Origin of the sequence: Palleronia abyssalis (genome assembly GCF_900302445.1) — a bacterium.
GTDB lineage: Bacteria > Pseudomonadota > Alphaproteobacteria > Rhodobacterales > Rhodobacteraceae > Palleronia > Palleronia abyssalis.
The window spans coordinates 116,277-137,710 of record NZ_ONZF01000003.1 but is presented as its reverse complement, the minus strand read 5'-3'; the positions used below and the strand labels follow the sequence as shown (position 1 = coordinate 137,710).

At 64.9% G+C, this 21,434-nt stretch carries 19 protein-coding genes; 9 read left to right on the top strand and 10 right to left on the bottom strand.

Annotated elements, in window-relative coordinates; translation table 11 throughout:
- Positions 1–129 precede the first annotated feature (129 nt).
- The 3 genes from PAA8504_RS07970 (at position 130) to PAA8504_RS07960 (ending at position 3,066) form a co-directional block, all read left to right on the top strand.
- Positions 130–783 (top strand): protein-L-isoaspartate O-methyltransferase family protein, encoded by a 654-nt coding sequence (locus tag PAA8504_RS07970; RefSeq protein WP_108893662.1) that lies wholly within the window; start codon positions 130–132, stop codon positions 781–783.
- Positions 780–2,168, top strand: a complete 1,389-nt coding sequence (locus PAA8504_RS07965; RefSeq protein ID WP_108893661.1) for a TolC family outer membrane protein — start codon at positions 780–782, stop codon at positions 2,166–2,168. The genes PAA8504_RS07970 and PAA8504_RS07965 overlap by 4 nt, the downstream gene beginning before the upstream one ends.
- 79 nt (positions 2,169–2,247) lie before the next feature.
- Entirely contained in the window at positions 2,248–3,066 is an 819-nt protein-coding gene (locus PAA8504_RS07960) for a hypothetical protein (protein ID WP_108893660.1), read from the top strand.
- A 372-nt stretch (positions 3,067–3,438) separates the two neighbouring features.
- On the opposite strand, the gene PAA8504_RS07955 is transcribed toward PAA8504_RS07960, so the two are convergent.
- Entirely contained in the window at positions 3,439–3,756 is a 318-nt protein-coding gene (locus PAA8504_RS07955) for a DUF6280 family protein (protein WP_108893659.1), read from the bottom strand.
- A gap of 212 nt (positions 3,757–3,968) precedes the next feature.
- Between PAA8504_RS07955 and efp the strand changes: the two genes are divergently transcribed.
- Positions 3,969–4,532 (top strand): elongation factor P, encoded by a 564-nt coding sequence (gene efp, locus PAA8504_RS07950; RefSeq protein ID WP_108893658.1) that lies wholly within the window; start codon positions 3,969–3,971, stop codon positions 4,530–4,532.
- Positions 4,533–4,809: 277 nt separating this feature from the next.
- The gene (locus PAA8504_RS07945) at positions 4,810–5,997 is read left to right on the top strand and encodes an Aq_097 family APC-type transporter (RefSeq protein WP_245897564.1); all 1,188 of its coding nucleotides are present in this window, start codon (positions 4,810–4,812) and stop codon (positions 5,995–5,997) included.
- Here PAA8504_RS07945 and PAA8504_RS07940 read toward each other — a convergent pair whose 3' ends face one another.
- Positions 5,998–6,798 (bottom strand): fructosamine kinase family protein, encoded by an 801-nt coding sequence (locus PAA8504_RS07940; protein ID WP_108893657.1) that lies wholly within the window; start codon positions 6,796–6,798, stop codon positions 5,998–6,000.
- Positions 6,799–6,891: 93 nt separating this feature from the next.
- On the opposite strand from PAA8504_RS07940, the gene PAA8504_RS07935 reads away from it, so the two are divergent.
- A complete protein-coding gene (locus PAA8504_RS07935) occupies positions 6,892–8,496 on the top strand; it encodes a sodium:solute symporter (protein WP_108893656.1) in 1,605 nt (534 codons plus the stop codon).
- A gap of 20 nt (positions 8,497–8,516) precedes the next feature.
- On the opposite strand, the gene ygfZ is transcribed toward PAA8504_RS07935, so the two are convergent.
- Positions 8,517–9,254 (bottom strand): CAF17-like 4Fe-4S cluster assembly/insertion protein YgfZ, encoded by a 738-nt coding sequence (ygfZ, locus tag PAA8504_RS07930; protein ID WP_108893655.1) that lies wholly within the window; start codon positions 9,252–9,254, stop codon positions 8,517–8,519.
- An 85-nt stretch (positions 9,255–9,339) separates the two neighbouring features.
- Between ygfZ and PAA8504_RS07925 the strand changes: the two genes are divergently transcribed.
- Positions 9,340–10,533, top strand: a complete 1,194-nt coding sequence (locus tag PAA8504_RS07925) for a pyridoxal-phosphate-dependent aminotransferase family protein (protein WP_108894060.1) — start codon at positions 9,340–9,342, stop codon at positions 10,531–10,533.
- Between the two features lie 9 nt (positions 10,534–10,542).
- Here PAA8504_RS07925 and PAA8504_RS22020 read toward each other — a convergent pair whose 3' ends face one another.
- From PAA8504_RS22020 to PAA8504_RS07915, 3 genes are read right to left on the bottom strand one after another with little or no spacing between them, the layout of a single operon-like run.
- The gene (locus tag PAA8504_RS22020; RefSeq protein WP_181375732.1) at positions 10,543–10,713 is read right to left on the bottom strand and encodes a hypothetical protein; all 171 of its coding nucleotides are present in this window, start codon (positions 10,711–10,713) and stop codon (positions 10,543–10,545) included.
- 36 nt (positions 10,714–10,749) lie between these two features.
- Positions 10,750–11,847, bottom strand: coding sequence for a pyridoxal phosphate-dependent aminotransferase (locus PAA8504_RS07920; protein ID WP_108893654.1), 1,098 nt, complete (start codon positions 11,845–11,847; stop codon positions 10,750–10,752).
- Positions 11,844–15,050 (bottom strand): valine--tRNA ligase, encoded by a 3,207-nt coding sequence (locus PAA8504_RS07915; RefSeq protein WP_108893653.1) that lies wholly within the window; start codon positions 15,048–15,050, stop codon positions 11,844–11,846. Before PAA8504_RS07915 ends, PAA8504_RS07920 begins: the two co-directional genes overlap by 4 nt.
- A 125-nt stretch (positions 15,051–15,175) precedes the next feature.
- Here PAA8504_RS07915 and PAA8504_RS07910 point away from each other — a divergent pair, with 125 nt between their 5' ends.
- Both PAA8504_RS07910 and PAA8504_RS07905 read left to right on the top strand, forming a co-directional pair.
- On the top strand, positions 15,176–17,473 hold the full coding sequence (locus PAA8504_RS07910; protein WP_108893652.1) for a xanthine dehydrogenase family protein molybdopterin-binding subunit: 2,298 nt from the start codon (positions 15,176–15,178) through the stop codon (positions 17,471–17,473).
- Positions 17,448–18,533, top strand: coding sequence for a T6SS phospholipase effector Tle1-like catalytic domain-containing protein (locus tag PAA8504_RS07905; protein WP_108893651.1), 1,086 nt, complete (start codon positions 17,448–17,450; stop codon positions 18,531–18,533). The genes PAA8504_RS07910 and PAA8504_RS07905 overlap by 26 nt, the downstream gene beginning before the upstream one ends.
- A 22-nt stretch (positions 18,534–18,555) precedes the next feature.
- Here PAA8504_RS07905 and PAA8504_RS07900 read toward each other — a convergent pair whose 3' ends face one another.
- The 4 genes from PAA8504_RS07900 to PAA8504_RS07885 all read right to left on the bottom strand — a co-directional run bounded on the left by PAA8504_RS07900 (position 18,556) and on the right by PAA8504_RS07885 (position 21,431).
- Positions 18,556–19,038 (bottom strand): PaaI family thioesterase, encoded by a 483-nt coding sequence (locus PAA8504_RS07900; RefSeq protein WP_108893650.1) that lies wholly within the window; start codon positions 19,036–19,038, stop codon positions 18,556–18,558.
- Between the two features lie 3 nt (positions 19,039–19,041).
- A complete protein-coding gene (locus PAA8504_RS07895; protein WP_108893649.1) occupies positions 19,042–19,962 on the bottom strand; it encodes an NAD(P)H-dependent flavin oxidoreductase in 921 nt (306 codons plus the stop codon).
- 93 nt (positions 19,963–20,055) lie between these two features.
- Positions 20,056–20,880, bottom strand: a complete 825-nt coding sequence (locus PAA8504_RS07890; protein WP_108893648.1) for an aldo/keto reductase — start codon at positions 20,878–20,880, stop codon at positions 20,056–20,058.
- A gap of 83 nt (positions 20,881–20,963) precedes the next feature.
- Entirely contained in the window at positions 20,964–21,431 is a 468-nt protein-coding gene (locus PAA8504_RS07885; protein WP_108893647.1) for an Lrp/AsnC family transcriptional regulator, read from the bottom strand.
- Positions 21,432–21,434: the final 3 nt, after the last annotated feature.

Below are 21,434 nucleotides of genomic sequence, written 5' to 3'. Positions count from 1 at the left end.
TATCGTTACGCTGCCCCGCCCGGCGCGTTCGCTGACCGCCAATGTGATGATCCGGCGCGGGATGAAGCGTTGCCGTCATTCTATCGATATGGCAAAGCGGTCGGATCGGAGACTTGGAAGGGACTTGGGATGACCGATTTCGCGAGCCGCCGCAGGATCATGGTCGACACGCAGGTCCGGCCCTCTGACGTGACGCGGTTTCCCATCATCGAGGCCATGCTGGACATCCCGCGCGAGAAATTCGTGCCGTCGCGCCTCGTCGAAGCGGCTTACCTGGGCGAGAACCTGATCATCGGGCGGGGTCGCGCCATCCTCGACCCCAGGACGCTGGCCAAGATGCTGAACGTACTGGATGTCGGTCCCGGTGATCTTGTGCTCGATATCGCGCCGGGGTTCGGTTATTCGACCGCCGTTCTGGCCCATCTGGCGCAGGCGGTGGTGGCCGTCGAATCCGAAGAGCCGCTGGTGTCCGAGGCCGAGTCTTCCTTGGCCGAAGTGGGGATCCACAATGCTGCCATCCAGCACGGGGATCTGACGCGGGGCGCGCCGGAACACGGTCCCTATGACGTCATCGCGATACAAGGGGCCGTGGATGTTCTTCCCGACGCGATTATCGAGCAACTCGCCGAAGGTGGGCGGATCGCGTGCATCTTCTGGGAAAACAACCTTGGCATCTGTCGTGTCGGCATGAAGGTCGATGGGTTCATCAGTTGGCGATATGCGTTCAACGCCGCCGCGCCGGTGTTGCCAGGGTTCGAGCGCAAAGCGGAGTTCACCCTATGAGGCTGCGATCGCTTTGCCAGGCCGGGGTCGCGGCCTTGATGATCGTCTCGGGGCCCTTGTCCGCCCAGGCGGAGACGTTGGCGGACGCATTCGTGCTGGCCTATCGCCACTCAGGTTTGCTGGAAAAGAACCGGGCGGTTCTGCGTGCCGCGGATGAGGATGTCGCGAGCGCCATCGCCCAGCTGCGCCCCATCATCAACTACACCGTTCAGGCGCAGCAAAGCTTCACGGCTCCGAACGGGTTCGTGCCGCCCACCACCGATACCACGCCGACGACTGCAAGCGCTGCGATCACCGCAGAGCTTTTGTTGTGGGACGGGGGAGCCAGTCGGCTTGCCATCGATGTCGCCCGCGAAACGGTCCTGGCGACCCGACATGGCCTGTTGCAGGTGGAACAGCAAGTTCTCTACAACGCGGTGCTGGCGTATCTTTCGGTGCGCGAGGCGATCGCCTTCGTCGAATTGCGGCAGTCGAACGTTCAACTGATCACCGAGCAACTGCGCGCCGCGCAGGAGCGCTTCGAGGTGGGTGAGGTCACGCGGACCGACGTTGCGATCGCCGAAGCCCAATTAGCGTCGGCCCGGTCCAACCTGGCGGCGGCGCTGGGGGATTTGGAAATCGCGCAGTCGCAATACGTTCAGGCCGTGGGCCAGGAGCCCGGAAACCTGACTCCGATCGAGGCGCATCCGACAATCGTCAACACGCTCGCCGCCGCGCAGGACATCGCCCGCAAAACCCATCCGACGATCCGACGTGACATGCGCGGGGTGACCATCGCGGAGTTGAACGTGCTTCGGGCCGAAGCGCTGACACGGCCGCAGATTACGGGGTCCGGTCGGTTGTCAATCGACGATGAGTTTGTCGAACAAGGATCGGTTGGGATTCAGCTGAGCGGCCCGATCTATCGCGGCGGTGCGCTGTCGGCCGCCTATCGCCAGGCGGTTGCCCGCAGGGACGAAAGCCGCGCGGATCTGCACATAACTGTGGACGATATCCTTCAGCAGGTTGCCGAAGCCTGGGCGCAGCAGGAAGTTGCGATTGCCCGGATCGCGGCGAACGAATTGCAGGTACGCGCGGCACGTGTCGCGTTCCGTGGCCTGCAGGAGGAAGTCAGCCTTGGCGCGCGGACGACGCTGGACGTGCTGGACGCCGAGCAGGACCTGCAAGACGCGCGTGCGGCTCTGATCTCTGCCCAGATCGCCGAGATACGGTCGGCCTATTCTTTGCTTTTCACCATGGGGCTTCTCACGGCCGAGTACCTGGACCTTGGCATTCCGACCTATGATCCGAGCTTGTATTACAATGCCGTCAAGGACGCACCCTCGGGCCGTGTCAGTCCCCAAGGTCAGAAGCTGGACAAGGTTCTCCGCGCTATCGGGCGTTAAGCTTTCCTCCACACCGTTGTGCCAGAATCCGTTTGCCCGTACTATGGGAGGCGAGCAGGAATAACCGCGAAGGTGGGCCATGTCGGACGCAATGTCATCCGATGAGATCGATCGGGTTTTGAACAATATCCGTCGTCTGGTTTCGGTCGAGGGCGATCAGAAGTCTTCCGGAGGCGACCGGCTGGTGCTGACCTCCGATCTGCGGGTCGGTAACGGCGCACCGCAGGCGCAGCCCAAAGCAGAGCCGTATACCGCCGCCGATGATACCTTCATCGAAATGGCGCAGGCGGATTCGGACGCGGATGGGGCGAAGAACGATTTGCCCCCGATCCTCGAAGTCGTTACCGACCCTGCCACGAGCCGAAGCCTGGAAGAACGTATTGCCGGTTTGGAGGCCGCGATCGGGCGCGGGGAAGAGTTCGAACCCGACGGAAGCGAGGCGCAGGATCAGCATCGCCCGGATAAGGTGCCAAACCTCAGATCGGACATCATGCACGAGGTTGTCGACGAACCCGACAACGACGCGCAGTCCCAGGATTCCGCGGCAGATGTGCCTGATAACCAGGACGAAACCCTTGATCCCCCGATGGGTGATCCGATGATGGCTTTCGACCGCCATGACCGTGTACATGCGCCACATCCGGAAGGCCCCACGGAACCGCGGTTTACTCATGCCGAAGACGATCCGACCCCGGAAATGCAGTTCTCGCACCGGTCCGATCCTTTGACGTTGGAGGATCCCGAAGAGGTTCTGGACGAAGAGGCTTTGCGCGATTTGATCGCCGAGATCGTGCGCGAAGAGCTCGCTGGAACGTTGGGAGAGCGGATCACGAGAAACGTGCGCAAACTCGTACGGCGGGAAATCATGCGGATTCTGTCCGCACGTGATTTCGAGTGATCCTGCCTAATCTGAAAACGTCTTACGGCAACCATTGATTGCGTTGCCCCTGAAAAAGAGCACTTGGCGCACCTTGCCTAAGAAATATTGAGGTGCTTCGTTCTTTGGCGTTGAATTGCTTTTGGGGGCCTAACCGCTGTAAGCGGTGAACGCCCCAAAACTTCGATCACTGAAAAGCTGATCGTATCTATGAATACCGATTTTAGTGCTATCCGTATTCAGAAGATCGCCAGCGCTCTGCGACGGGAATGTGGCTCGGCTCCAGAGCAGAGCTTTTACCATTTGATCAACAAGAAAGGCGCCGCGGAAGCTAACCGCGACGCCCTTTCGCTGTGCCGGCGCAAGTGACCGACGGGCAAGGCCCTCAGAAGATCAAGCCGCTTCGGCCTGAGCGGCGTTGCGCCGCTCGCTCTCTTCGCGGCTGAGAGCGACAGATGTGCGCACGCCTTTCTTCACGAATTCCATAAGGCCAGTCACCACCCGCTCGTTGGGGTCGATGCCAGCGCAGCTTAGAACCTCGCGACCGTCGCGAGAACGCGCCCAGCGGGCGATCTGTTCGGGTCCGTTGCCGTATTTCTTGTCATCCGCAATCGCATCATCGAGCGCGGCCAGAACTACAGCCGCAAACAGCTTGCGGGCGCGGTTGCCTTGCTCGTGATTGAAAGCGGTTCCGTCAACGAAGTCGGGCATTCGTCGTTCCTTGTTCTTGGTCTTGGCGGTGGACGTGGCGTGCCTTATGAAGGTTTTGTGTCGCCAAGTGGTATGTCGTTTTCGTATATCACCTATGCGCTGGACGCATTCGACTACTTCCATTGGACTAGATAGGCCGTGTTGCGCGATGATCGATGCACAGATATAGGCTCGGACAGATCATCATCAACCTTGTGACGTAGTTTCGCCATATGCCTAAAATCAACGGAAACGAAATTCGCCCCGGAAACGTGCTGGAGCACAATGGCGGCCTTTGGGTCGCCGTGAAGGCCGATCACGTGAAGCCCGGCAAGGGCGGGGCCTTCGCGCAGGTCGAGCTGCGCAATTTGCGCAACGGATCCAAGCTCAACGAGCGGTTCCGGTCGGCCGACAAGGTTGAGAAGGTGCGCCTGGAACAGAAGGACCAGCAGTTCCTGTACGAGACCGACGGCATGCTGGTCTTCATGGATTCAGAGACTTACGAGCAGATCGAACTGCCAGCCGAGATCCTGGGCGAGCGCCGGCCGTTCCTGCAGGACGGCATGACCATCCAGATCGAATATTACGAGTCCGAGGCGCTGAACGCGACGTTGCCACAGAAGGTGACCTGCAAGGTGGTCGAGACCGAGCCGGTGGTGAAGGGCCAGACGGCCGCAAACTCGTTCAAGCCAGCTATTCTTGACAATGGCGTGAAGGTGATGGTGCCGCCCTTCGTCGGGCAGGACGAGGATATCGTCGTGAATACCGAGACGATGGAATACGCCGAGCGGGCGTGACTGGGGATCGGGCCGGCCACAGGATATGGTGGGCGGACCCTGCGTGCGGCCGACGGGGCGTATGCGCAACGATACCGTGTCGGTGCGGGCGCACTCTTAATCCTGCATCGCCGCACGGCGGCGTAGGGGCGCGGCCGTCGATGTGCGCCAATCGCGCCGGACACTCGCCGGGTATGGGCCGGTCGAACGCCGGACACGCGTCCCGCCAGCGCCGGGCAAGTGTCGGATATCTGTCGGGCGGCCGCCGGGCATGTGCCGGACAGATGAAACTTCTAGCATGGGAAATGGGGCGGCGATGCTGAACGTGGTCATCGCGGCGGTTATCGTCGCGACAGGCGCGGCCCTGATCTGGCCGCCGATCCGCAAGGCCACGCTGTGGCGCGCGGCGATCACGCCGCTGGCGTCGATCATTGGCAGCGGGTTCCTGGTGCTGGGGCCGATCCTTGACATCACCTATGGCGCGTTTGCCCCTGTGGTCATGGCCGCCCTGTGCGCCGTGGCATGGGGGCTGGGAAGCGCGATCCGGTTCAATATCGCGGCGATGGACTGGGACGCCGCGGGCCGGGGGCGACTGGAGACGCTGGGGGCGTGGGCACTGGCCTTCGCATACGTGGTCTCGGTTGCCTATTACCTGAACCTGTTTGGGTCCTTCGCGCTGCGGCTGACGCCGTTCGACACGGATTTCAACGCGCGCTTGGTGACGACGGGGATGTTCGCGCTGATCCTGGCCATCGGGTGGGGCAAGGGGTTCGCGGCGCTGGAACGGGCCGAGATGATCTCGGTCGGGGTGAAGCTGGCGATCATCGCGGGGCTTCTGGTCGGGCTGGGATGGACTTTCGCCGAACGTGCCGGGGCGGGAGAGCTGGTGGCCAAGACGCCCGACATGGGCGGTTGGGCCGGGGTGACGATGGCCTTCGGGCTTCTGGTCACCGTGCAGGGGTTCGAGACGTCGCGCTACCTGGGAGCTGAATACGGCGCTGAGGTGCGGATTCGGTCGATGAAGCTGGCCCAGGCCATAAGCAGCGTGATCTATGTCGTCTATATCGCGATGTTCGCCTACCTGTTCGCGCCCTCTGCGATCGAGCTGGACGAGACGGCGATCATCGAACTGATGGGCCGCGTCGCCGCCATCCTGCCGTTTCTTCTGACAGCCGCCGCCCTGAGCGCGCAGTTCAGCGCGGCGGTGGCCGATACCAGCGGATCCGGCGGGCTTCTGGCCGAGCTGACGGGCGGGCGCGTATCGCCGCGCACAGGCTACGCGATCCTTGTAGGATGTGGACTGGCGCTGACCTGGGGTCTGGGCGTGTTCGAGATCATCAGCTGGGCCTCGCGCGCCTTCGCCGTGTACTACGCGATTCAGGCGACGCTGGCGGCGCAAGCGGCGCGGGGGGGCAAGTCCGTGCTGTTCTGGGGGTTGGCCGCGCTGGCGGCCGCGATCGCGATCCTTGGCACCCCGGTGGAGTGATCAGGCGCCCGCGGCCTGTAGGCAGCGTTCGACCATGCCGCGATAGCTTTCGCCGAACAGCCTGAGATGCAGGATCGCGATCCATAGGCGATATATGGGCCGTCGCTGTTCCCATCCTTCGGGGCAAGGCCCGTAGGCCGCGAAGAATTCGGCCGGCGGCATACTGAACGTCGTGAGCGCAGCCAGATCGACCTCGGCATCGCCGTAGTAGCACGCAGGGTCGATCAATCCCTTGAAGCCGCCATCGAAAACGAGGTTGCCGTGCCACAGATCGCCGTGCAGCAGGCCGGCGCGCGGCTGTCGCGGAAGCAGGTCAGGCAGGCGTGCGGCAAGCCGTTCCAGGCGTTGCGCGATGTCGGCGGGCAACGTCTCGGGCCAGGCCAGAAGGCGGTGTTCGGCCCAGAACGCGGGCCAGTCGTCGGACACGATTGCGGGCTGGGGCGCCGGACCGATTGCGAAATCCTCCTTCCACCCGAAATGGGGGCCGACGGTGGCGTGCAGATCAGAGATTGCATGGCCCGCTTCGGCCCAGCCGGCCTTGGTGGGAAACCCTTGGGGCAGGCGGTCCATCACCAGCCACTTGTCGGATGTTGCCACGACCTGTGCCGCCGGGCACCCGGCGGCAGCGATGGCCTGGAGCATCCGTGCCTCGACCCCGGGAAGGGCAGAGGACTTGGCGACCCGTGGGCCGCGCGGCGTATCAATGGCGATCACCTCTGCGACATCCCCGCCGGAGAGGTGTTCGGAGATGGTCACATCCGTTCCCAGCAGGTCGGACAGCACTTTGGCAGCGTCGGTCATGATGGCCGAACGCGCCTCTTCCGGTTTGGTTCATGGAACGCGAAAGCGACCGTGGAGGTTCAAGCCATACCGGGTTGGTAAAGAGGATGTGACATGGGGGAAGCCCAGTTCAGTTTGGCGCTGGTCGATTATGCGATCATCGCGGCATATTTCATCGGCGTTCTGGCGCTTGGTCTGTATCACTCCAAGACCCGTGGGGACGAAAGCGACGATTACTTCCTAGCCGGGCGGAACCTGGGTTGGTTCGTGATCGGCTTCTCGCTCTACGCCTCGAACATGAGCGGGTCGAGCTTCGTCGGCCTAATGGGCGGCGCCTATGCCAACGGGATCGCGATCTACAACTACGAATGGACGGCCGCCATCGTGTTGATCGCCTTCGCGATCTTCATCTTGCCCAGCTATCTGCGCGCCAGGATCGCCACAACGCCCGAGTTCCTCGAACTGCGGTACGACGTGCGCTCGCGCCGGGCGTATTCGCTGTTCACCATCCTGGCCGTCATGCTGATCGACGTCGCCGGCGCGCTGTACGCGGGCGGGCTGGTCATCGCCAACACGTTCAGCTTCCTCAACATCTGGACTGCGGTGGCCGTGCTGGCGCTGATCGCGGGGGTCTATACCGTTCTGGGCGGGCTTGCTGCGGTGGTCGTGACCGACACCGTGCAGTCAATCCTGCTGATCGCGGGGGGGTTGGTAATCTTCGTGCTGGGCATGCAGGAGATTGGTGGCTGGGACGCAATCTGGACGGATCTCGAACCCTCGAAGACCTCCCTGATCCTGCCGATGGAGAATGATTTCACCCCGTGGCACGGGTTATGGGGGGTGACGCTTCTGTCGTTCTATCTATGGACAATGAACCAGTTCGTGGCGCAGCGGACCCTGGCGGCGAAGGACCTGAAGAACGGTCAGATCGGTGCGTTGTTCGCGGGGTTCCTGAAGCTGCCCAACATCTTCATCATGATCATCCCGGGGCTGATCGCGCTGAAGCTCTATCCCGATCTGGAGACCCCGGATCTGGCGTTCCCGAAGCTGGCGTTCGAGCTGATGCCCATCGGGATCCGCGGGCTGGTGATGGCGGCGCTGATCGCGGCGATCATGTCCTCGGTCGACTCGGCGGCGACGGCTTTGTCGTCGCTGGTGGTGAAGGACTTCGTCGAGCCGGCCAAGCCCGACTGGTCCGACAGCCGGCTGGTTGCCATCGGTCAGATCGCGACCGGGTGCTTTCTGATCTTCGCCGCCCTCTATGCGCCGCTGATCGGGTCGTTCGAGTCGCTTTTCGGGTATTTCCAGAGCTCGCTGAGCTATATCGTGCCGACCATCGTGGCCACTTACATGGTCGGACTCTCGATCTCGTGGTCGAACGGGAACGGGGCGTTCTGGACCATCGTGGGCGGGCTGGTCATCGGCATCCCGATCTTCATCCTGAAAGAGGTGTTCAGCGTGTGGGAGGCCGTGGGCCTGCCGCCGATCCACTATACCGTGATGGGCACCGCGCTGTTCTTTATCGGGATCGCCACGAATCTGGGGATCTCGGCCATGACGCGGCAGCCGGACAAGGAAGGCGTGGACAAGCTGGTCTGGTCCGCCGAAGAGGCGAAGAAGACCTTCGGGTCGTTCCAGAAACCCTATTACTTCGATCCGCTTCTGTGGGCGCTGCTTCTGGGGATCGCCACCATCGGGTTCCTGGTCTGGTTCTGGTAAGGGCGCTGAGGCGTGGGCGGTCAGGGCCGCCCGCGCCAGCTGACGGTAGCGTCGCCGGCCTGCATCGCCTCCGACGCGCGGTCGAACCGCAGCCAAGCCAGCCCCGCACCGCCTGACTGGGTGAACAGCGTCCCGGCGGGCTTGCCGTCGATGCTGATGGGGGTGCCGATTTCGGCCGTGCCGTCGACGCCGACGGTCACAAGGCCCTTCTTCAGCTCGGTCTTGTGCTTCATGCGGGCCGTGACCTCTTGCCCGACATAGCAGCCCTTGCGGAAATCGACGCCGTTCAGCCTGTCGAATCCCATTTCAAGGATAAAACTGTCGTTGGGGATCAGCTCGACCCCCGAGACGGGCACGGTCAGCGCGACGCGCAGCGCGTCCCAATCGGTGCCGTCATCGGCGCCTTCCCGGTCGATCCGTCGCCAGCCGAGGTCCGGGTGACGCGGATCGGGCATTGCTCCTTCGGGCGCGGGACCGGTCCCGCGCGAGACGGCGAGGTCTGTTACTTCGATCTGAACCTTGCGACGCAGGCGATACATCGTCAGCCGCGCGGCAAGCTGGTCGGCCATGTCCTCGGCCACGTCGATCAACAACCGGTCGCCGTCATGGGCGACGAAGAAGTCGAACAAATACTTGCCCTGCGGCGTCAGAAGCGCGGCATAGGCCAGCCGGTCGGGCTGCGTGACGTCGTTCGTCACGAGGTCTTGCAGGAAGTCGATGCGTTCGGGTCCCGAAAGGGCGATGATGCTGCGTGTCATGGGGCATGAAGTCGTGGTGCCGCAGGGCCGCGTCAAGCCGTCAGGTGAGATTGACGCCCCGCGATCCCCGGCATACCCATCGCGGATGAGCTTGTCCCACGGTCGCCCCTATCTTGCCATTCCCGGTCCCTCGGTCATGCCCGAGGAGGTGCTGAGGGCCATGCACCGCTCGGCCCCGAACATCTACGAGGGCCAGATCGTCGACATGACCGCGACCATCGTGGCCGATCTGCGCCGGGTGGCGCGGACCAAGGGCGATGTGGCGATCTATATCAGCAATGGCCATGGCTTGTGGGAGGCTTCGCTGGCCAACGTGTTGGCCCCCGGCGACGCGGTTCTGGTGCCGGTGACGGGCCGTTTCGGGCATGGCTGGGCAGCGCAGGCGGGGCGTATGGGCGCGGAGGTCCGCCTTGTGGATTTCGGCAAGCAGCAGGCGATCGACCCCGCCCGGGTCGCCGAAGCGCTGAAGGCGGACACCGAACACCGGATCAAGGCGGTGCTGGCGGTGCATGTCGATACCTCGACCGGCATCCGCAACGACGTGGCCGCCCTGCGGCGCGCGCTGGACGAGACCGGCCACCCCGCACTTCTGATGATGGACGCCATCGCCAGCCTGGGATGCGACCGGATCGAGATGGACGCGTGGGGCGTCGACGTCCTGCTGGCAGCCAGCCAGAAGGGCCTGATGACCCCGCCGGGGATCGGGTTCCTGTGGGTGTCCGAGAAGGCGCAGGCCGTGCGCGACGGGATCGAGGTGACCAGTCCCTATTGGGACTGGGCACCGCGCCTGCACCCCGAAGGGTATTATCAGCATTTCTGCGGCACCGCGCCGACGCATCACCTGTACGGCCTGCGCGCCGCGCTGGACATGATCCTGACCGAGGGGTTGGAGAATGTGTGGAACCGCCACGAGGTCCTGGCGCGCGCCATCTGGGCGGCGGCGCAGCGTTGGGGTGCGGACGGTCCCCTGACCGTGAACGCGCCTGAGGGTGTGCGCAGCCATGCGGTAACGGCGCTGCGTCTTGGCGGGGACATGGCCGACCGCCTGCGGACGTGGACCGACACCTGCGGGGGCGTCACGCTGGGCATCGGCTTGGGAATGGCCGAACCCGGCGACGTGGATTTCGGCGGGTTCTTCCGCATTGGACATATGGGGCACGTGAACGCGCATATGGTGCTTGGTGCGCTGTCGGTGATCGAGGCCGGGATGACGGCTTGCGAGATCCCCCACGGGGACGGTGCGGTGGCCGAAGCGGCGCGCATCTGCGCTGGGGCCTGACGCCGCGTTTCAGGTCTTGAGACGTCCGATCCGGGTAATTCCCTTGTCGGCCAGGTACGACACGCCCATCACGCTGAGCAATCCGGCCAACGCCCAGATCACGAACAGGGCGATGAACACCAGCGGTGCCAGCGAGACAAGGAATGGCGTCGTGAAATTGGGGGCGGGCTGTCTCTCCATATCGCTGAGAGTAGGCGCGCCGGTCTGGCTGTCACGTTAAAAATCCGTGAGGGCCTTGGGCAGGGTGTCGGCCAGAAGGTCGAGGTCGTCCTCTGACCCGCAGGAGATGCGGATGCATCGATCGAGCGGCGCCACCCCCGGCATGCGGGTGAAGATGCCCCGCGCCGTCAGGGCATTCAGCAGATTGCGCGTGCGGTCCCCCGACCCGGTGTCGAGCGCCACGAAATTCGCGGCCGAGGGCAGGGGCGTCAGGCCGTTCTGCTGCCCGATCCGTGCAATCCGGTCGCGCGCGGCGGCGATCCGGGACACGGTTTCGGCCAGGTAGGTCTGGTCGCGCAACGCGGCCAGCGCGCCGGCCTGGCTGACCCGGCTGAGCCCGAAATGGTTGCGGACCCGTCCGAAGGCCGCGATCAGATCCGGCTGCCCGATGGCATAGCCCATGCGGATGCCGGCCAGTCCATAGGCCTTCGAGAATGTGCGCATCCGGACGACGCGCGTATCCTCCGGGTCGAGCGGGGGCGCCGTGCCTTCGGGCGCACATTCCAGGTAGGCCTCGTCGAGGACCAGCAGGCAGCCCTGCGGCACCTCTTCGATCATCCGGGCGATGCGGTCGGCGTCGTGCCACGAGCCCATGGGATTGTCGGGATTCGACAGATAAATCAGCTTGGCCCCGGTGTCGTGCGCCCTGGCGATCAGGGCATCGGGATCCTCGTGGTCGTCGCGATAGGGCACCTTGTGCAGCGTGCCGCCATAGCCTGCGACGTGGTAGTTGAACGTCGGATAGGCGCCGTCGCTGGTGACGACCGCGTCGCCCGGGGCCACCGTCAGGCGTACGAGCGAACCCAGAAGCCCGTCGATCCCGGCGCCCATCACTAGATTCCCCATCCCCACGCCCAGATGACGCGACAGGGCTGTGCGCAGATCGAAGCTCTCGGGGTCGGGATACATCCAGGCCTCGGCCGCGGCGTCGGCCATGGCCTGGATCGCGCGAGGCGAGGGGCCGAAGACGCTTTCGTTTGCGCCAAGGCGCGCGCGGAAGGACGCGCCCCGCTGCCGTTCCTGTGTCTCGGGGCCGACGAACGGCACCGTGGCGGGCAGGGCGGCGGCCAGCGGGGTCAGGCGCGGGTCGGTCATATCTCGGCCAGCCGCGCCTCGGCTTCCTTCATTCGGTTGCGGTCGGCGGTCTTGTCGGCCAGCAGCGCCTCGGTCTCGGCCACGACCTCCTCCGGCGCGCTTTCGCGGAACTTGGGGTTCTTCAAACGCCGTTCGAGCCCACGGATGTCCTTGTCGAGCTTGCCGAGCGCCTTCTCGACACGCGCCTTCTCGGCGTCCACATCGATGATGTCGGCCAGCGGCAACGCGAAGGACCCACCCTGAACCGGCAGGATCATGGCGCCCTTGGGGGCGGGGCCTTCTGAGACGTCGCCCAGTCGGGCCAGCCGTTCGATCAGCGCGCGATTGCGGTCGAAAGCGCGGCGGCCGTCATCGTCCAGTTCGACCATCAGCAACGGCGCGTGAAGCGAGGCGGGGACGTTCATCTCTCCCCGGACCGACCGGATCTGCTCGATCAGGCCGATGACCCACGACATCTCGCGATCCGCGGCCGGGTCGATCAGGGCGGCGGCCGTATAGTCCGGCCAAGGCGCATGAACGAGGCGGGTGTCGCGTTCGGCGTGGCCCCAAAGCTCCTCGGTCAGGAAGGGCATGAAGGGATGCAGCAGGATCAGGCACTGGTCGAGGACATAGCCCATGGTCGCCCGGGTTTCATCGGCCGCGTCGGTGTCGAAGAGGGGCTTCGAGAGTTCGAGATACCAGTCGCAGACACGGCCCCAGACGAAGGCATAGAGCGTGTTCGCGGCATCGTTGAAGCGGTAATCCTCAAGCGAGGCGTGAACCGCGTCGCGGGTGCGGCCAAGTTCGCCAAGGATCCACGCGTTCGTGGTTTCCTGAACGCGGTCAGGGCGTTGCGAGCCGGACTTCACCTGGTTCATTTCGGCGAAGCGGAAGGCGTTCCAGAGTTTCGTGCCAAAATTGCGATAGCCGGCGACGCGGTCCTTCGACAGCTTCAGGTCGCGTCCCATCGCCGCCATCGAGGCCAAGGTGAAGCGCACCGCGTCCGCGCCGTATTCGTCGATCAAGGTCAGCGGGTCGATGACGTTGCCGAGCGATTTGGACATCTTCCGCCCCTTCTCGTCACGGACGAGGGCGTGGACGTAAACGGTATGGAAGGGTTTTTCGCCCACCATCGCATATTGCATCATCATCATACGGGCGACCCAGAAGAAGATGATGTCGAAACCCGTGATCAGGACGGAGGAGGGGAAATACTTTTGCAGCGCCTCGTTCTGCGCGTCCTTCTCGGCATCGCCGGTCCAGCCCAGTGTGCCCAGCGGCCAGAGGCCGGAGGAGAACCACGTGTCGAGGACATCGGGGTCTTGCCAGAATGGCACAGCCGATTGCATATCCCACCCATCAGGATCAACAAGGTACTCGCCGGGCTCCCGTGCGACTTCCTTGAACTCCGGAATATGCCCCGCTCTTTCCTTCCAAATCTTGGCAATTTTCTCCTTCGCGGCCTCGGCGTTGACGGCGCAGACTTCGACGATCGGGTGGCCGGCCTTGCCTCGTGGGCCATCCCAATCCTCGAGTTTCTTGGTTTCTTCCCGCAGAAACGCCTGTCCCCTGGCCGTCTGCGCCAAATCGCCGCCAACTCTGACTGTCGCCTTACTGATCTGTCCATTGAAGTCAGGCGCGATGGCAGTCCAGACCGGAATCCGGTGGCCCCACCAGAGCTGGCGCGAGATGCACCACGGCTCGATATTCTCGAGCCAGTGGAAATAGGTCTTTGCGTCGCGCTCGGGCAGGATCTTCGTGCCCTCGGTCGAGCCGTCGGCGCGGGCTTGCCCCTGGCGCACCGCGTCGATGGCGGGGGCGACGATCTTTTCGGCATCGACGAACCACTGGTCGGTCAGCATGGGCTCGATCACGACCTTCGACCGATCGCCGAAGGGCTGGGTGATCGTCTTCTTCTCGACCAGCGGGATCATCTCGGCCTGCCGCGTTTCACCGCCTTCCTCGGGCGCGATGGGCGCCTTGGCGGCCGGTGCGCCGAGGCGGGGATCGGTGTCGGGGACCATGACGGCCAGACCTTCCCCGGTGATCGCGTCGATGACGGCCTTGCGCGCGTCGAACCGGTCCAGACCGCGCAGTTCCTCGGGGACGAGGTTGATATGCGTGGCGTCAGCAGGCGCAGGCTCCGCGCCGCGGGCGATGCGCCCCGCAAGCTGAGCGGCCTCCTCGTAGGACAGGCCGTCGGTTCGCATACGCCCCTTCGTGTCCATCAGCGCATAAAGGGGGATGCCGTTGCGGGTCGCGACGCCGTAGTCGTTGAAGTCGTGCGCGCCGGTGATCTTGACCGCGCCCGAGCCGAAATCAGGGTCGGGGTATTCATCTGTGATGATCGGGATCAGGCGCCGATGTTCCCGGGGGCCGACCGGGATTTCGCAGAGTTTTCCGACGATTGGCGCGTAACGCTCATCCGAAGGGTGAACCGCGACCGCGCCGTCGCCCAGCATGGTTTCGGGCCGGGTGGTGGCGATCGAGATATAGTCCCGCTCTTCCTCGAAGAGGGTGTTCCCGTCCTCGTCCTTCTCGACGTAAGTGTACGTTGCACCGCCGGCGAGAGGGTACTTGAAGTGCCACATATGGCCGGGCTGGTCTATATTCTCGACCTCGAGATCGGAGATCGCCGTCTCGAAATGGGGGTCCCAGTTCACCAGCCGCTTGCCGCGGTAGATGATGCCCTTCTCGTAGAACTCGACGAAGGTGCGGATGACGGCGGCGTGGAAGTCCTGCCCGCCCGGCGTGTCGCCTGGATCGCCGGGGGCCCCGCTCATCGTGAAGGCCTCGCGCGACCAGTCGACCGACGCCCCGAGGCGTTCGAGTTGGCCGCGGATGTTGCCGCGCGATTGCTTCTTCTGTTCCCAGACGAGATCCAGGAAGTCTTCGCGTTTCATATCGGTCCGGCGGCGATTGGTCTTGGCCAGCTCGCGTTCGACCACCATTTGCGTGGCGATGCCCGCGTGGTCGGTGCCGGGCTGCCAGAGCGTATCGAGCCCCTGCATCCGCTTCCAGCGCACCAGGATGTCCTGCAGCGTGTTGTTGAAGGCGTGCCCCATGTGCAGCGAGCCCGTCACGTTGGGCGGCGGGATCATGATCGAGAATGTCTCGGCATCGGGGCGGGCGTTGGCGCCTGCGGCGAAACAGCCCTCACGCTCCCAAAACTCGTAGATGCGGGGCTCGGCGCTGGCGGCGTCGAAGGTTTTTTCCATGGGCATGGGGTCTGGTCCTCGGATCCGGTCGGGGTCGGGATAGCCAATCGCGCGGGCGAGGGAAAGGCGGCTTTGAGGCTGGCATTCGCCTGCGGTGCGGGGCAGGTTGGCGCCGAAAAGGAGACCCTGCCATGCTGAAATTCGGGAAGAGCCAGCCGGTGATGCGGCGCGAGGACGTTCGGTTCCTGACCGGAGGGGGGCGCTATGTCGGGGATCTGATCCCCGAGGGCGCGCTGTGGGCCGCCTTCGTTCGCTCTGACGTTGCCCATGGACGGATCGTGTCCGTCGATCTGGATGCGGCGCGCGAGATGCCCGGCGTGGTGCTGGCGATGACGGCCGAGGATGCCGAAGCCGCCGGCGCCGATCTGGGGATGAACTTTACCACTGCGCCCAATCGCGACGGCACGAAGGGCGCAGCCCCCCTGCGACCGTTCCTGGCAAAGGGCCATGTGCGCTTCGTGGGCGAACCGGTGGCGGTCATCGTGGCCGAGACCGAGGCCGCGGCGCGCGATGCGGTCGAAGCCGTGGTGCTGGAAATTGACGACCTGCCCGTCCATGCCGAGGTCGCGCCGGGCGGACCTTCCGTGCATGACGAGGCTCCCGACAACGTGGCGTTCGATTACGGCCTGGGCGACGAGGCCGCGACAGAGGCGGCGCTGGCCGGGGCCGCCCATCGCGTGCGCCTGCGGGTCGAGGACAACCGTATTGTGTCGAACCCGATGGAGACGCGCGCCTGTTTCGCCGAACCCGAGGGGGACCGGATGCATGTCTGCTATGGCGGGCAGGGTGTGTGGTCGCTGAAGAAGGAACTGTGCGAGCGTCTCGGGATGGCGCCCGAGGCCGTGCGCGTGACCACGCCGGACGTGGGCGGCGGATTCGGGACCAAGGCGTCGAACTACCCCGAGTATTTCTGCGTCGCGCTGGCGGCATCGCAGCTGGGCCGTCCAGTGGCGTGGGTCGCGTCGCGTGGCGAGGGAATGCTAACCGACAATGCGGGTCGCGACCTGGTCAGCGAGCTTGAGCTGGGGTTCGACGCGGACCACCGGATCGTCGCCTACAAGGTCGATACGCTTAGCAATCTGGGAGCCTACAATTCGAACTTCGGGCAGATGATCCAAAGCTACCTGTTCGCGCGGGTGCTGACGGGGACCTATGATATCGGGACGGCCTGGCTGCGCGCCCGGGGGATCTTTACCAATACCGTGCAGGTGGACGCTTATCGCGGGGCCGGGCGCCCCGAGGCGATCTTTGCGCTGGAGCGAGTGATGGACCGGGCGGCGCGCGAGCTGGGCCTCGATCCGTGGGAGCTGCGGCGCAAGAACTTCGTGGCCGAGGGGGCGTTCCCCTATACCACCGTCTCTGGCGAAAGTTACGATGTGGGCGCTTTCGCCCGCGTTCTGGACCGAGCCCAGGCTGCGGCGGACAGGGCCGGCTTCGCCAAGCGGCGCGACGCCAGTGCGGCGCAGGGGCGGCTTCGGGGGATGGGCGTCTGCTATTACATCGAGTCGATCCTGGGCGACCCGTCCGAGGGCGCGACGGTCGAGTTCACCGATGACGGCGGCGTGCGGCTTTACGTTGGCACGCAATCGAACGGGCAAGGGCACGAGACGGTGTTCGCCCAGTTCCTGGCCGACCAGACCGGTATTCCGGCCGAGGCGATCGAGGTGGTTCAAGGCGACTCGGATCGGATCGAACGGGGCGGCGGGACAGGTGGATCGCGTTCGGTCACGACGCAGGGCACCGCGACCCTGAAGGTGGCGGGCGACGCCATTGCCGCGTTGGCGGAGTTCCTGTCCGACGAGGAGGGCGCCGAGGTCGAGTTCGACGATGAACGGTTCCGCATCGCAGGATCGAACGAGGCGCCGTCGGTGCTGGAGGCGGTTGCGCGTGCGCGGGCGGCTGGGCGTGCCGATCTGACCCGGTTCGAGGGGCGAGACACGCTGCCCGGACGGTCCTTCCCGAACGGCGCCCACGTGGCCGAGGTCGAGATCGACCCCGAGACCGGCCATGTGGTGGTCGAACGCTATACCGTCGTCGACGATTTCGGCAACCTCATCAACCCGATGCTGGCCGCGGGGCAGGTGCATGGCGGCGTGGCGCAGGGCGTCGGTCAGATCCTGATGGAGCACGCGGTCTATGACGCGGAGGGCCAGTGCCTGACGGCCAGCTTCATGGATTACGCCATGCCGCGCGCGACCGATCTGCCATCGGTGGATTTGTCATTCGAGCCTGTGCCGTCGACGCAGAACCCGCTGGGCATGAAGGGCTGTGGCGAGGCCGGGACCGTGGGCGCGATGGCGGCGGTGATGAACGCGGTTGAGGACGCGCTGTGGGACAGGGGCGTGCGCGACCTGCAGCCGCCGCTGACGCCGGGGCGGCTGTGGCAGACGATACGAGAGGCAGATGATCGACCGCTCGCCGCTGAATAAGGTCCTCCGCCAAGCGCGGGCCTGGATCGCGCGCCGCGGCAAGGTGCGCCAGGTCTCGCGCGGGGTGCGGCGCGGCTCGACCACGCTCGTCGTGATCCTCGACGGGACGATGTCGAGCCTCGAGCCGGGGACGGAGACCAATGCCGGCCTGATCTATCGTCTGCTGGCCGAGCGGACTCCGGCGCGCGACCTGGCCCTCTATTACGAGCCGGGGATCCAGTACACGAACTGGCGCCAGTTGCGCGACGTGATCGAGGGGCGGGGCCTGAACCGCCAGATCCGGCGCGCCTACGGCTGGCTTGCTTCGCATTACCGGCCTGGCGACCGGATCTATCTGTTCGGGTACTCGCGCGGGGCGTATGCCGTGCGGTCGCTGGCGGGTGTGATCGACCGGCTGGGTCTTCTGAAGGCCGAGGCCGCGACCGAGCGCAATGTCCACATGGCCTATCGCTATTACCGGACCTTGCCTGACAGTGCGGGCGCGCGGGATTTTCGACGCCTATATTGCCACGACTCCGTGGATATCGAGATGATCGGCGCGTTCGACACGGTCAAGGCCTTGGGGATGCGGGGGCCGATCCTGTGGCGCTATTCCCAGATGGCGCACCGGTTCCACGACCACGCGCTGGGGCCGTCGCTGAAGCGGGGTTATCACGCGCTGGCCCGGGACGAGACGCGCGTGGCCTATGCGCCCGTCATGTGGCGCCTGCGCGAAGACTGGGTCGGTACGTGCGAGCAGGTCTGGTTCCCAGGTACCCATGGCGACGTGGGGGGGCAGCTGGCGGGTGTGGGCGCGGCGCGGTCGCTGTCGAACATCCCGCTGGTCTGGATGCTGGACCGGGCCGAGGCGGCTGGGCTGGACCTGCCAGAGGGATGGCGTCGCCGCTATCCGATCGATCTTCAGGCGCCGTCCATCGGACTGAATCGCGGATTGGGTCGGTTGCTGCGCTATCGCACCCCGCGCGCGATCGGTATCGACGCCAGTGAGCGGACGTTCGACCCCACCGGGGACCTTCCGAACAGCCGCACTGCCGCGGTGTCGCGGCGGGCGGTATCCTGACCTGCCGCCATGCGCGCCCGGATCAGGCTTCGGGCAGTTGCATGATCAGGCAGGTGGTCGATCCGGTGGCATAAAGTTTGCCGTCCGCAGCGCCGCGAAGCTCGCCCGAGGCGATTCCGGTCGAGCGACCCGCATGGCTGGTCCGGCCTTCGGCCAGCACCTCGACCCCGGGGGGCAGTGCGCGGCAGATGTTTATCTTGTATTCCAGCGTCGTGTAGGTCGATCCCTGCGGTACCTTCGTCATCACCGCGCAGGCCATGCAACTGTCCAGAAGCGTGCCGTACCAGCCGCCGTGCAGACCGCCCATGGGATTGACGTGGTCGAATTTCGGCGTGCCGCGAAAGACGACCCGCCCATCCTCGACGGTATCGAGGCGGTAGTTGATGCCTTCGGCGATGGGCGGCTCGGAAAAGCGGCCTTCCAGCATCGCGCGCATGAACGCGAAGCCCGACATCGACCGCATCGTCGCCATGTCGGGCAGATCTTCAGGGGTTCGGGCAAACATGGCTTACGCGTCCTTGCCCAGCATGGCGCAGGCGTCGCGGTATTCGCGGGTCAGGCGGTCGCAAAGCTCGGCCGCGGGCAGGATGTCGTGGATGGCCGCGACGCCGTGGCCCGCCGACCAGACGTCCTTCCAGGCGCGCGCCTCGCTTTCCATGTTCATCGGCCCGTGATCGGGCAGGTTGTCCGGGTCCAGCCCCTGGCTGATCATCGAGCCACGCATGAAATTGGCGTTCACGCCCGAGATCTTGGGGGTATAGACGATGTCGGTCGTGGTGGATGAGACGACCATATCCTTGTTTTCCTGGCTGACCATCGCTTCCTCGGTGGCGATGAAGCGGGTGCCCAGGTAGGCTAGGTCGGCGCCCATCGCGCGCGCCGCAGCGATCTGCGCCCCGGTCGAGATGGCGCCCGACAGCACGATGGTACCGTCGAAGAAGGACCGGATCTCGGGGATGAAGCCGAAGGCGGAAAGCGTGCCGCCATGGCCGCCCGCGCCGGCGCAGACCGCGACAAGGCCGTCGACGCCCGCCTCGACCGCCTTTTCGGCGTGGCGGGTCTTGATGACGTCGTGGAAGATCTTGCCGCCATAGCTGTGGACGGCGTCGACAACCTCCTTCACCGCGCCCAGCGACGTGATGACAAGCGGCACCTTGTGCTTCACGCAAAGCTCGAGGTCGGGCTGCACCCGTTTGTTCGACTTGTGGACGATCAGGTTGACGCCGTAGGGGGCGGGGCTTTCCACCTCGGCCAAGCGATCTTCGATCTGGGTCAGCCAGTCGCCGAAGCCTTCGGTGGTGCGCTGGTTCAGGGCCGGGAAGGTGCCCAGAACGCCGGACCGGCAGCATTCCACCACGAGGTCGGGCCCCGAGGTCAGGAACATCGGCGCCGCGATGGCGGGGATCTTCAGGTTCTGGAAATCGTGCATGTCGGTCCCTCCCGGTTTCGCGCCCCACCTTGGCGGGGCGTGACCGGAAGGCAAGGGGGACGGCGCGTCAGAACTACGCGCCGTCCGGCCTAATCAGTCATCCCAGTCGGGCGCCATGCTGTCGGGCGAGATCAGGCGGCCGTCGGGGCGGGCCAATCCATCGATGCGCGCGACCTCGTCGTCCGAAAGCGAGATCTCGGCCGCGGCGAGGTTCGGGGCAAGGCGCTTTTCCTTGCTGGTCTTGGGAATCGCGATGCCCCCCTTGTGCAGTATCCACGAAACCGAGATCTGCGCGGGCGTCGCGTCGTGCTGGGCCGCGATCTCCTTCAACGTGGTGTCTTCCATGACGTCGCCGCGGGCGAGGGGGGAGTACGCCTCGAACGGGATCGACATGGCTTCCATTGCTGACATCAGGTTGCGCTGGTCGATGAAGGGATGAAACTCGACCTGATTGGCGGCGATCACGTGACTCATCACCGATTTTGCCTCTTCCAAGAGGGCGATGGTGAAGTTCGACACGCCGCCGAAGCGCACCTTGCCTTCGTCGATCAGCGCGTCGAGGACGGGCAGCGTTTCCTGCAACGGCACCTCCTTCGAAGGCCAATGCAGCAAAAGCAGGTCGACGTAGTCCGTCCCCAGCTTCTGCAGCGATTCCTCGGCCGCCAGCCGGAAGGATTCCGCGTCGTGCCGGGCGGGCAGGATCTTGGTGGTCAGAAAGATTTGGTCGCGCGGCACCTCCGAGTCGCGGATGCCTTGTCCGACGCTTTCTTCGTTGCCATAGGCCTGAGCCGTGTCGATGTGGCGATAGCCTTCGGCCAGCGCGGCGCGGACGAGGTCGGCGGTGCCGCCGGGGTCCATCTGGAAGGTGCCGAGGCCGAGATTGGGGATTTTCGCGGGGCCGATACCTGTGATGGCCATGGGGATGCTCCTGTGTCTTTGGGTCGGGCAGTAACGCGACGGCCCCGCGGAACGTTTCGCGGCCTGCGCGTCCTTTTCGCCCCTCAGCCCGTGGCCCAGGTCGCGTCTTTCACCGATTGCATCGCCACGAAGGTCGAGGTGTGCGCAACATGCGGCAGGGTCGAGATGTCGGCGGCCAGCACCTCGCGGTAGCGGGCCATGTCGGCGGTGCGCACCTTCAGAAGATAGTCGAATGCGCCCGCGATCAGGTGGCATTGCTCGATCTCGGGGATCGACTGGACGGCTGCGTTGAAGGCGGCAAGCGCCCCTTCGCGCGTGTCGTGCAGCTTGACCTCTACGAAGGCGACACGCTCGCGCCCCAGGCGCACGGGATCGATGGTGGCGCGGTAGCCCGTGATGAAGCCTTCGGTTTCCAGCCGCTTCAACCGTGCCTGGACCGGACTTTTCGAAAGGCCGACACGGCCGGCCAGTTCGGTGACGCTGATCCGCCCCTCGATGCCCAGCACTTCGAGGATCGCCTGATCGAATCTGTCGAGATCGCTGAGCTTCATTTG

What these genes read in the sequence shown, in the direction of transcription:
- PAA8504_RS07920 (WP_108893654.1), bottom strand. Translation starts at nt 11,847, where the DNA reads ATGACCGACCCGCGCCTGACCCCGCTGGCCGCCGCCCTGCCCGCCACG.
- PAA8504_RS07895 (WP_108893649.1), bottom strand. Translation starts at nt 19,962, where the DNA reads ATGCACGATTTCCAGAACCTGAAGATCCCCGCCATCGCGGCGCCGATG.
- PAA8504_RS07960 (WP_108893660.1), top strand. Translation starts at nt 2,248, where the DNA reads ATGTCGGACGCAATGTCATCCGATGAGATCGATCGGGTTTTGAACAAT.
- PAA8504_RS22020 (WP_181375732.1), bottom strand. Translation starts at nt 10,713, where the DNA reads ATGGAGAGACAGCCCGCCCCCAATTTCACGACGCCATTCCTTGTCTCG.
- PAA8504_RS07915 (WP_108893653.1), bottom strand. Translation starts at nt 15,050, where the DNA reads ATGCCCATGGAAAAAACCTTCGACGCCGCCAGCGCCGAGCCCCGCATC.
- ygfZ (WP_108893655.1), bottom strand. Translation starts at nt 9,254, where the DNA reads ATGACACGCAGCATCATCGCCCTTTCGGGACCCGAACGCATCGACTTC.
- PAA8504_RS07955 (WP_108893659.1), bottom strand. Translation starts at nt 3,756, where the DNA reads ATGCCCGACTTCGTTGACGGAACCGCTTTCAATCACGAGCAAGGCAAC.
- PAA8504_RS07970 (WP_108893662.1), top strand. Translation starts at nt 130, where the DNA reads ATGACCGATTTCGCGAGCCGCCGCAGGATCATGGTCGACACGCAGGTC.
- PAA8504_RS07890 (WP_108893648.1), bottom strand. Translation starts at nt 20,880, where the DNA reads ATGGCCATCACAGGTATCGGCCCCGCGAAAATCCCCAATCTCGGCCTC.
- PAA8504_RS07905 (WP_108893651.1), top strand. Translation starts at nt 17,448, where the DNA reads ATGATCGACCGCTCGCCGCTGAATAAGGTCCTCCGCCAAGCGCGGGCC.
- PAA8504_RS07945 (WP_245897564.1), top strand. Translation starts at nt 4,810, where the DNA reads ATGGGAAATGGGGCGGCGATGCTGAACGTGGTCATCGCGGCGGTTATC.
- PAA8504_RS07925 (WP_108894060.1), top strand. Translation starts at nt 9,340, where the DNA reads ATGAGCTTGTCCCACGGTCGCCCCTATCTTGCCATTCCCGGTCCCTCG.
- PAA8504_RS07885 (WP_108893647.1), bottom strand. Translation starts at nt 21,431, where the DNA reads ATGAAGCTCAGCGATCTCGACAGATTCGATCAGGCGATCCTCGAAGTG.
- efp (WP_108893658.1), top strand. Translation starts at nt 3,969, where the DNA reads ATGCCTAAAATCAACGGAAACGAAATTCGCCCCGGAAACGTGCTGGAG.
- PAA8504_RS07965 (WP_108893661.1), top strand. Translation starts at nt 780, where the DNA reads ATGAGGCTGCGATCGCTTTGCCAGGCCGGGGTCGCGGCCTTGATGATC.
- PAA8504_RS07935 (WP_108893656.1), top strand. Translation starts at nt 6,892, where the DNA reads ATGGGGGAAGCCCAGTTCAGTTTGGCGCTGGTCGATTATGCGATCATC.
- PAA8504_RS07910 (WP_108893652.1), top strand. Translation starts at nt 15,176, where the DNA reads ATGCTGAAATTCGGGAAGAGCCAGCCGGTGATGCGGCGCGAGGACGTT.
- PAA8504_RS07900 (WP_108893650.1), bottom strand. Translation starts at nt 19,038, where the DNA reads ATGTTTGCCCGAACCCCTGAAGATCTGCCCGACATGGCGACGATGCGG.
- PAA8504_RS07940 (WP_108893657.1), bottom strand. Translation starts at nt 6,798, where the DNA reads ATGACCGACGCTGCCAAAGTGCTGTCCGACCTGCTGGGAACGGATGTG.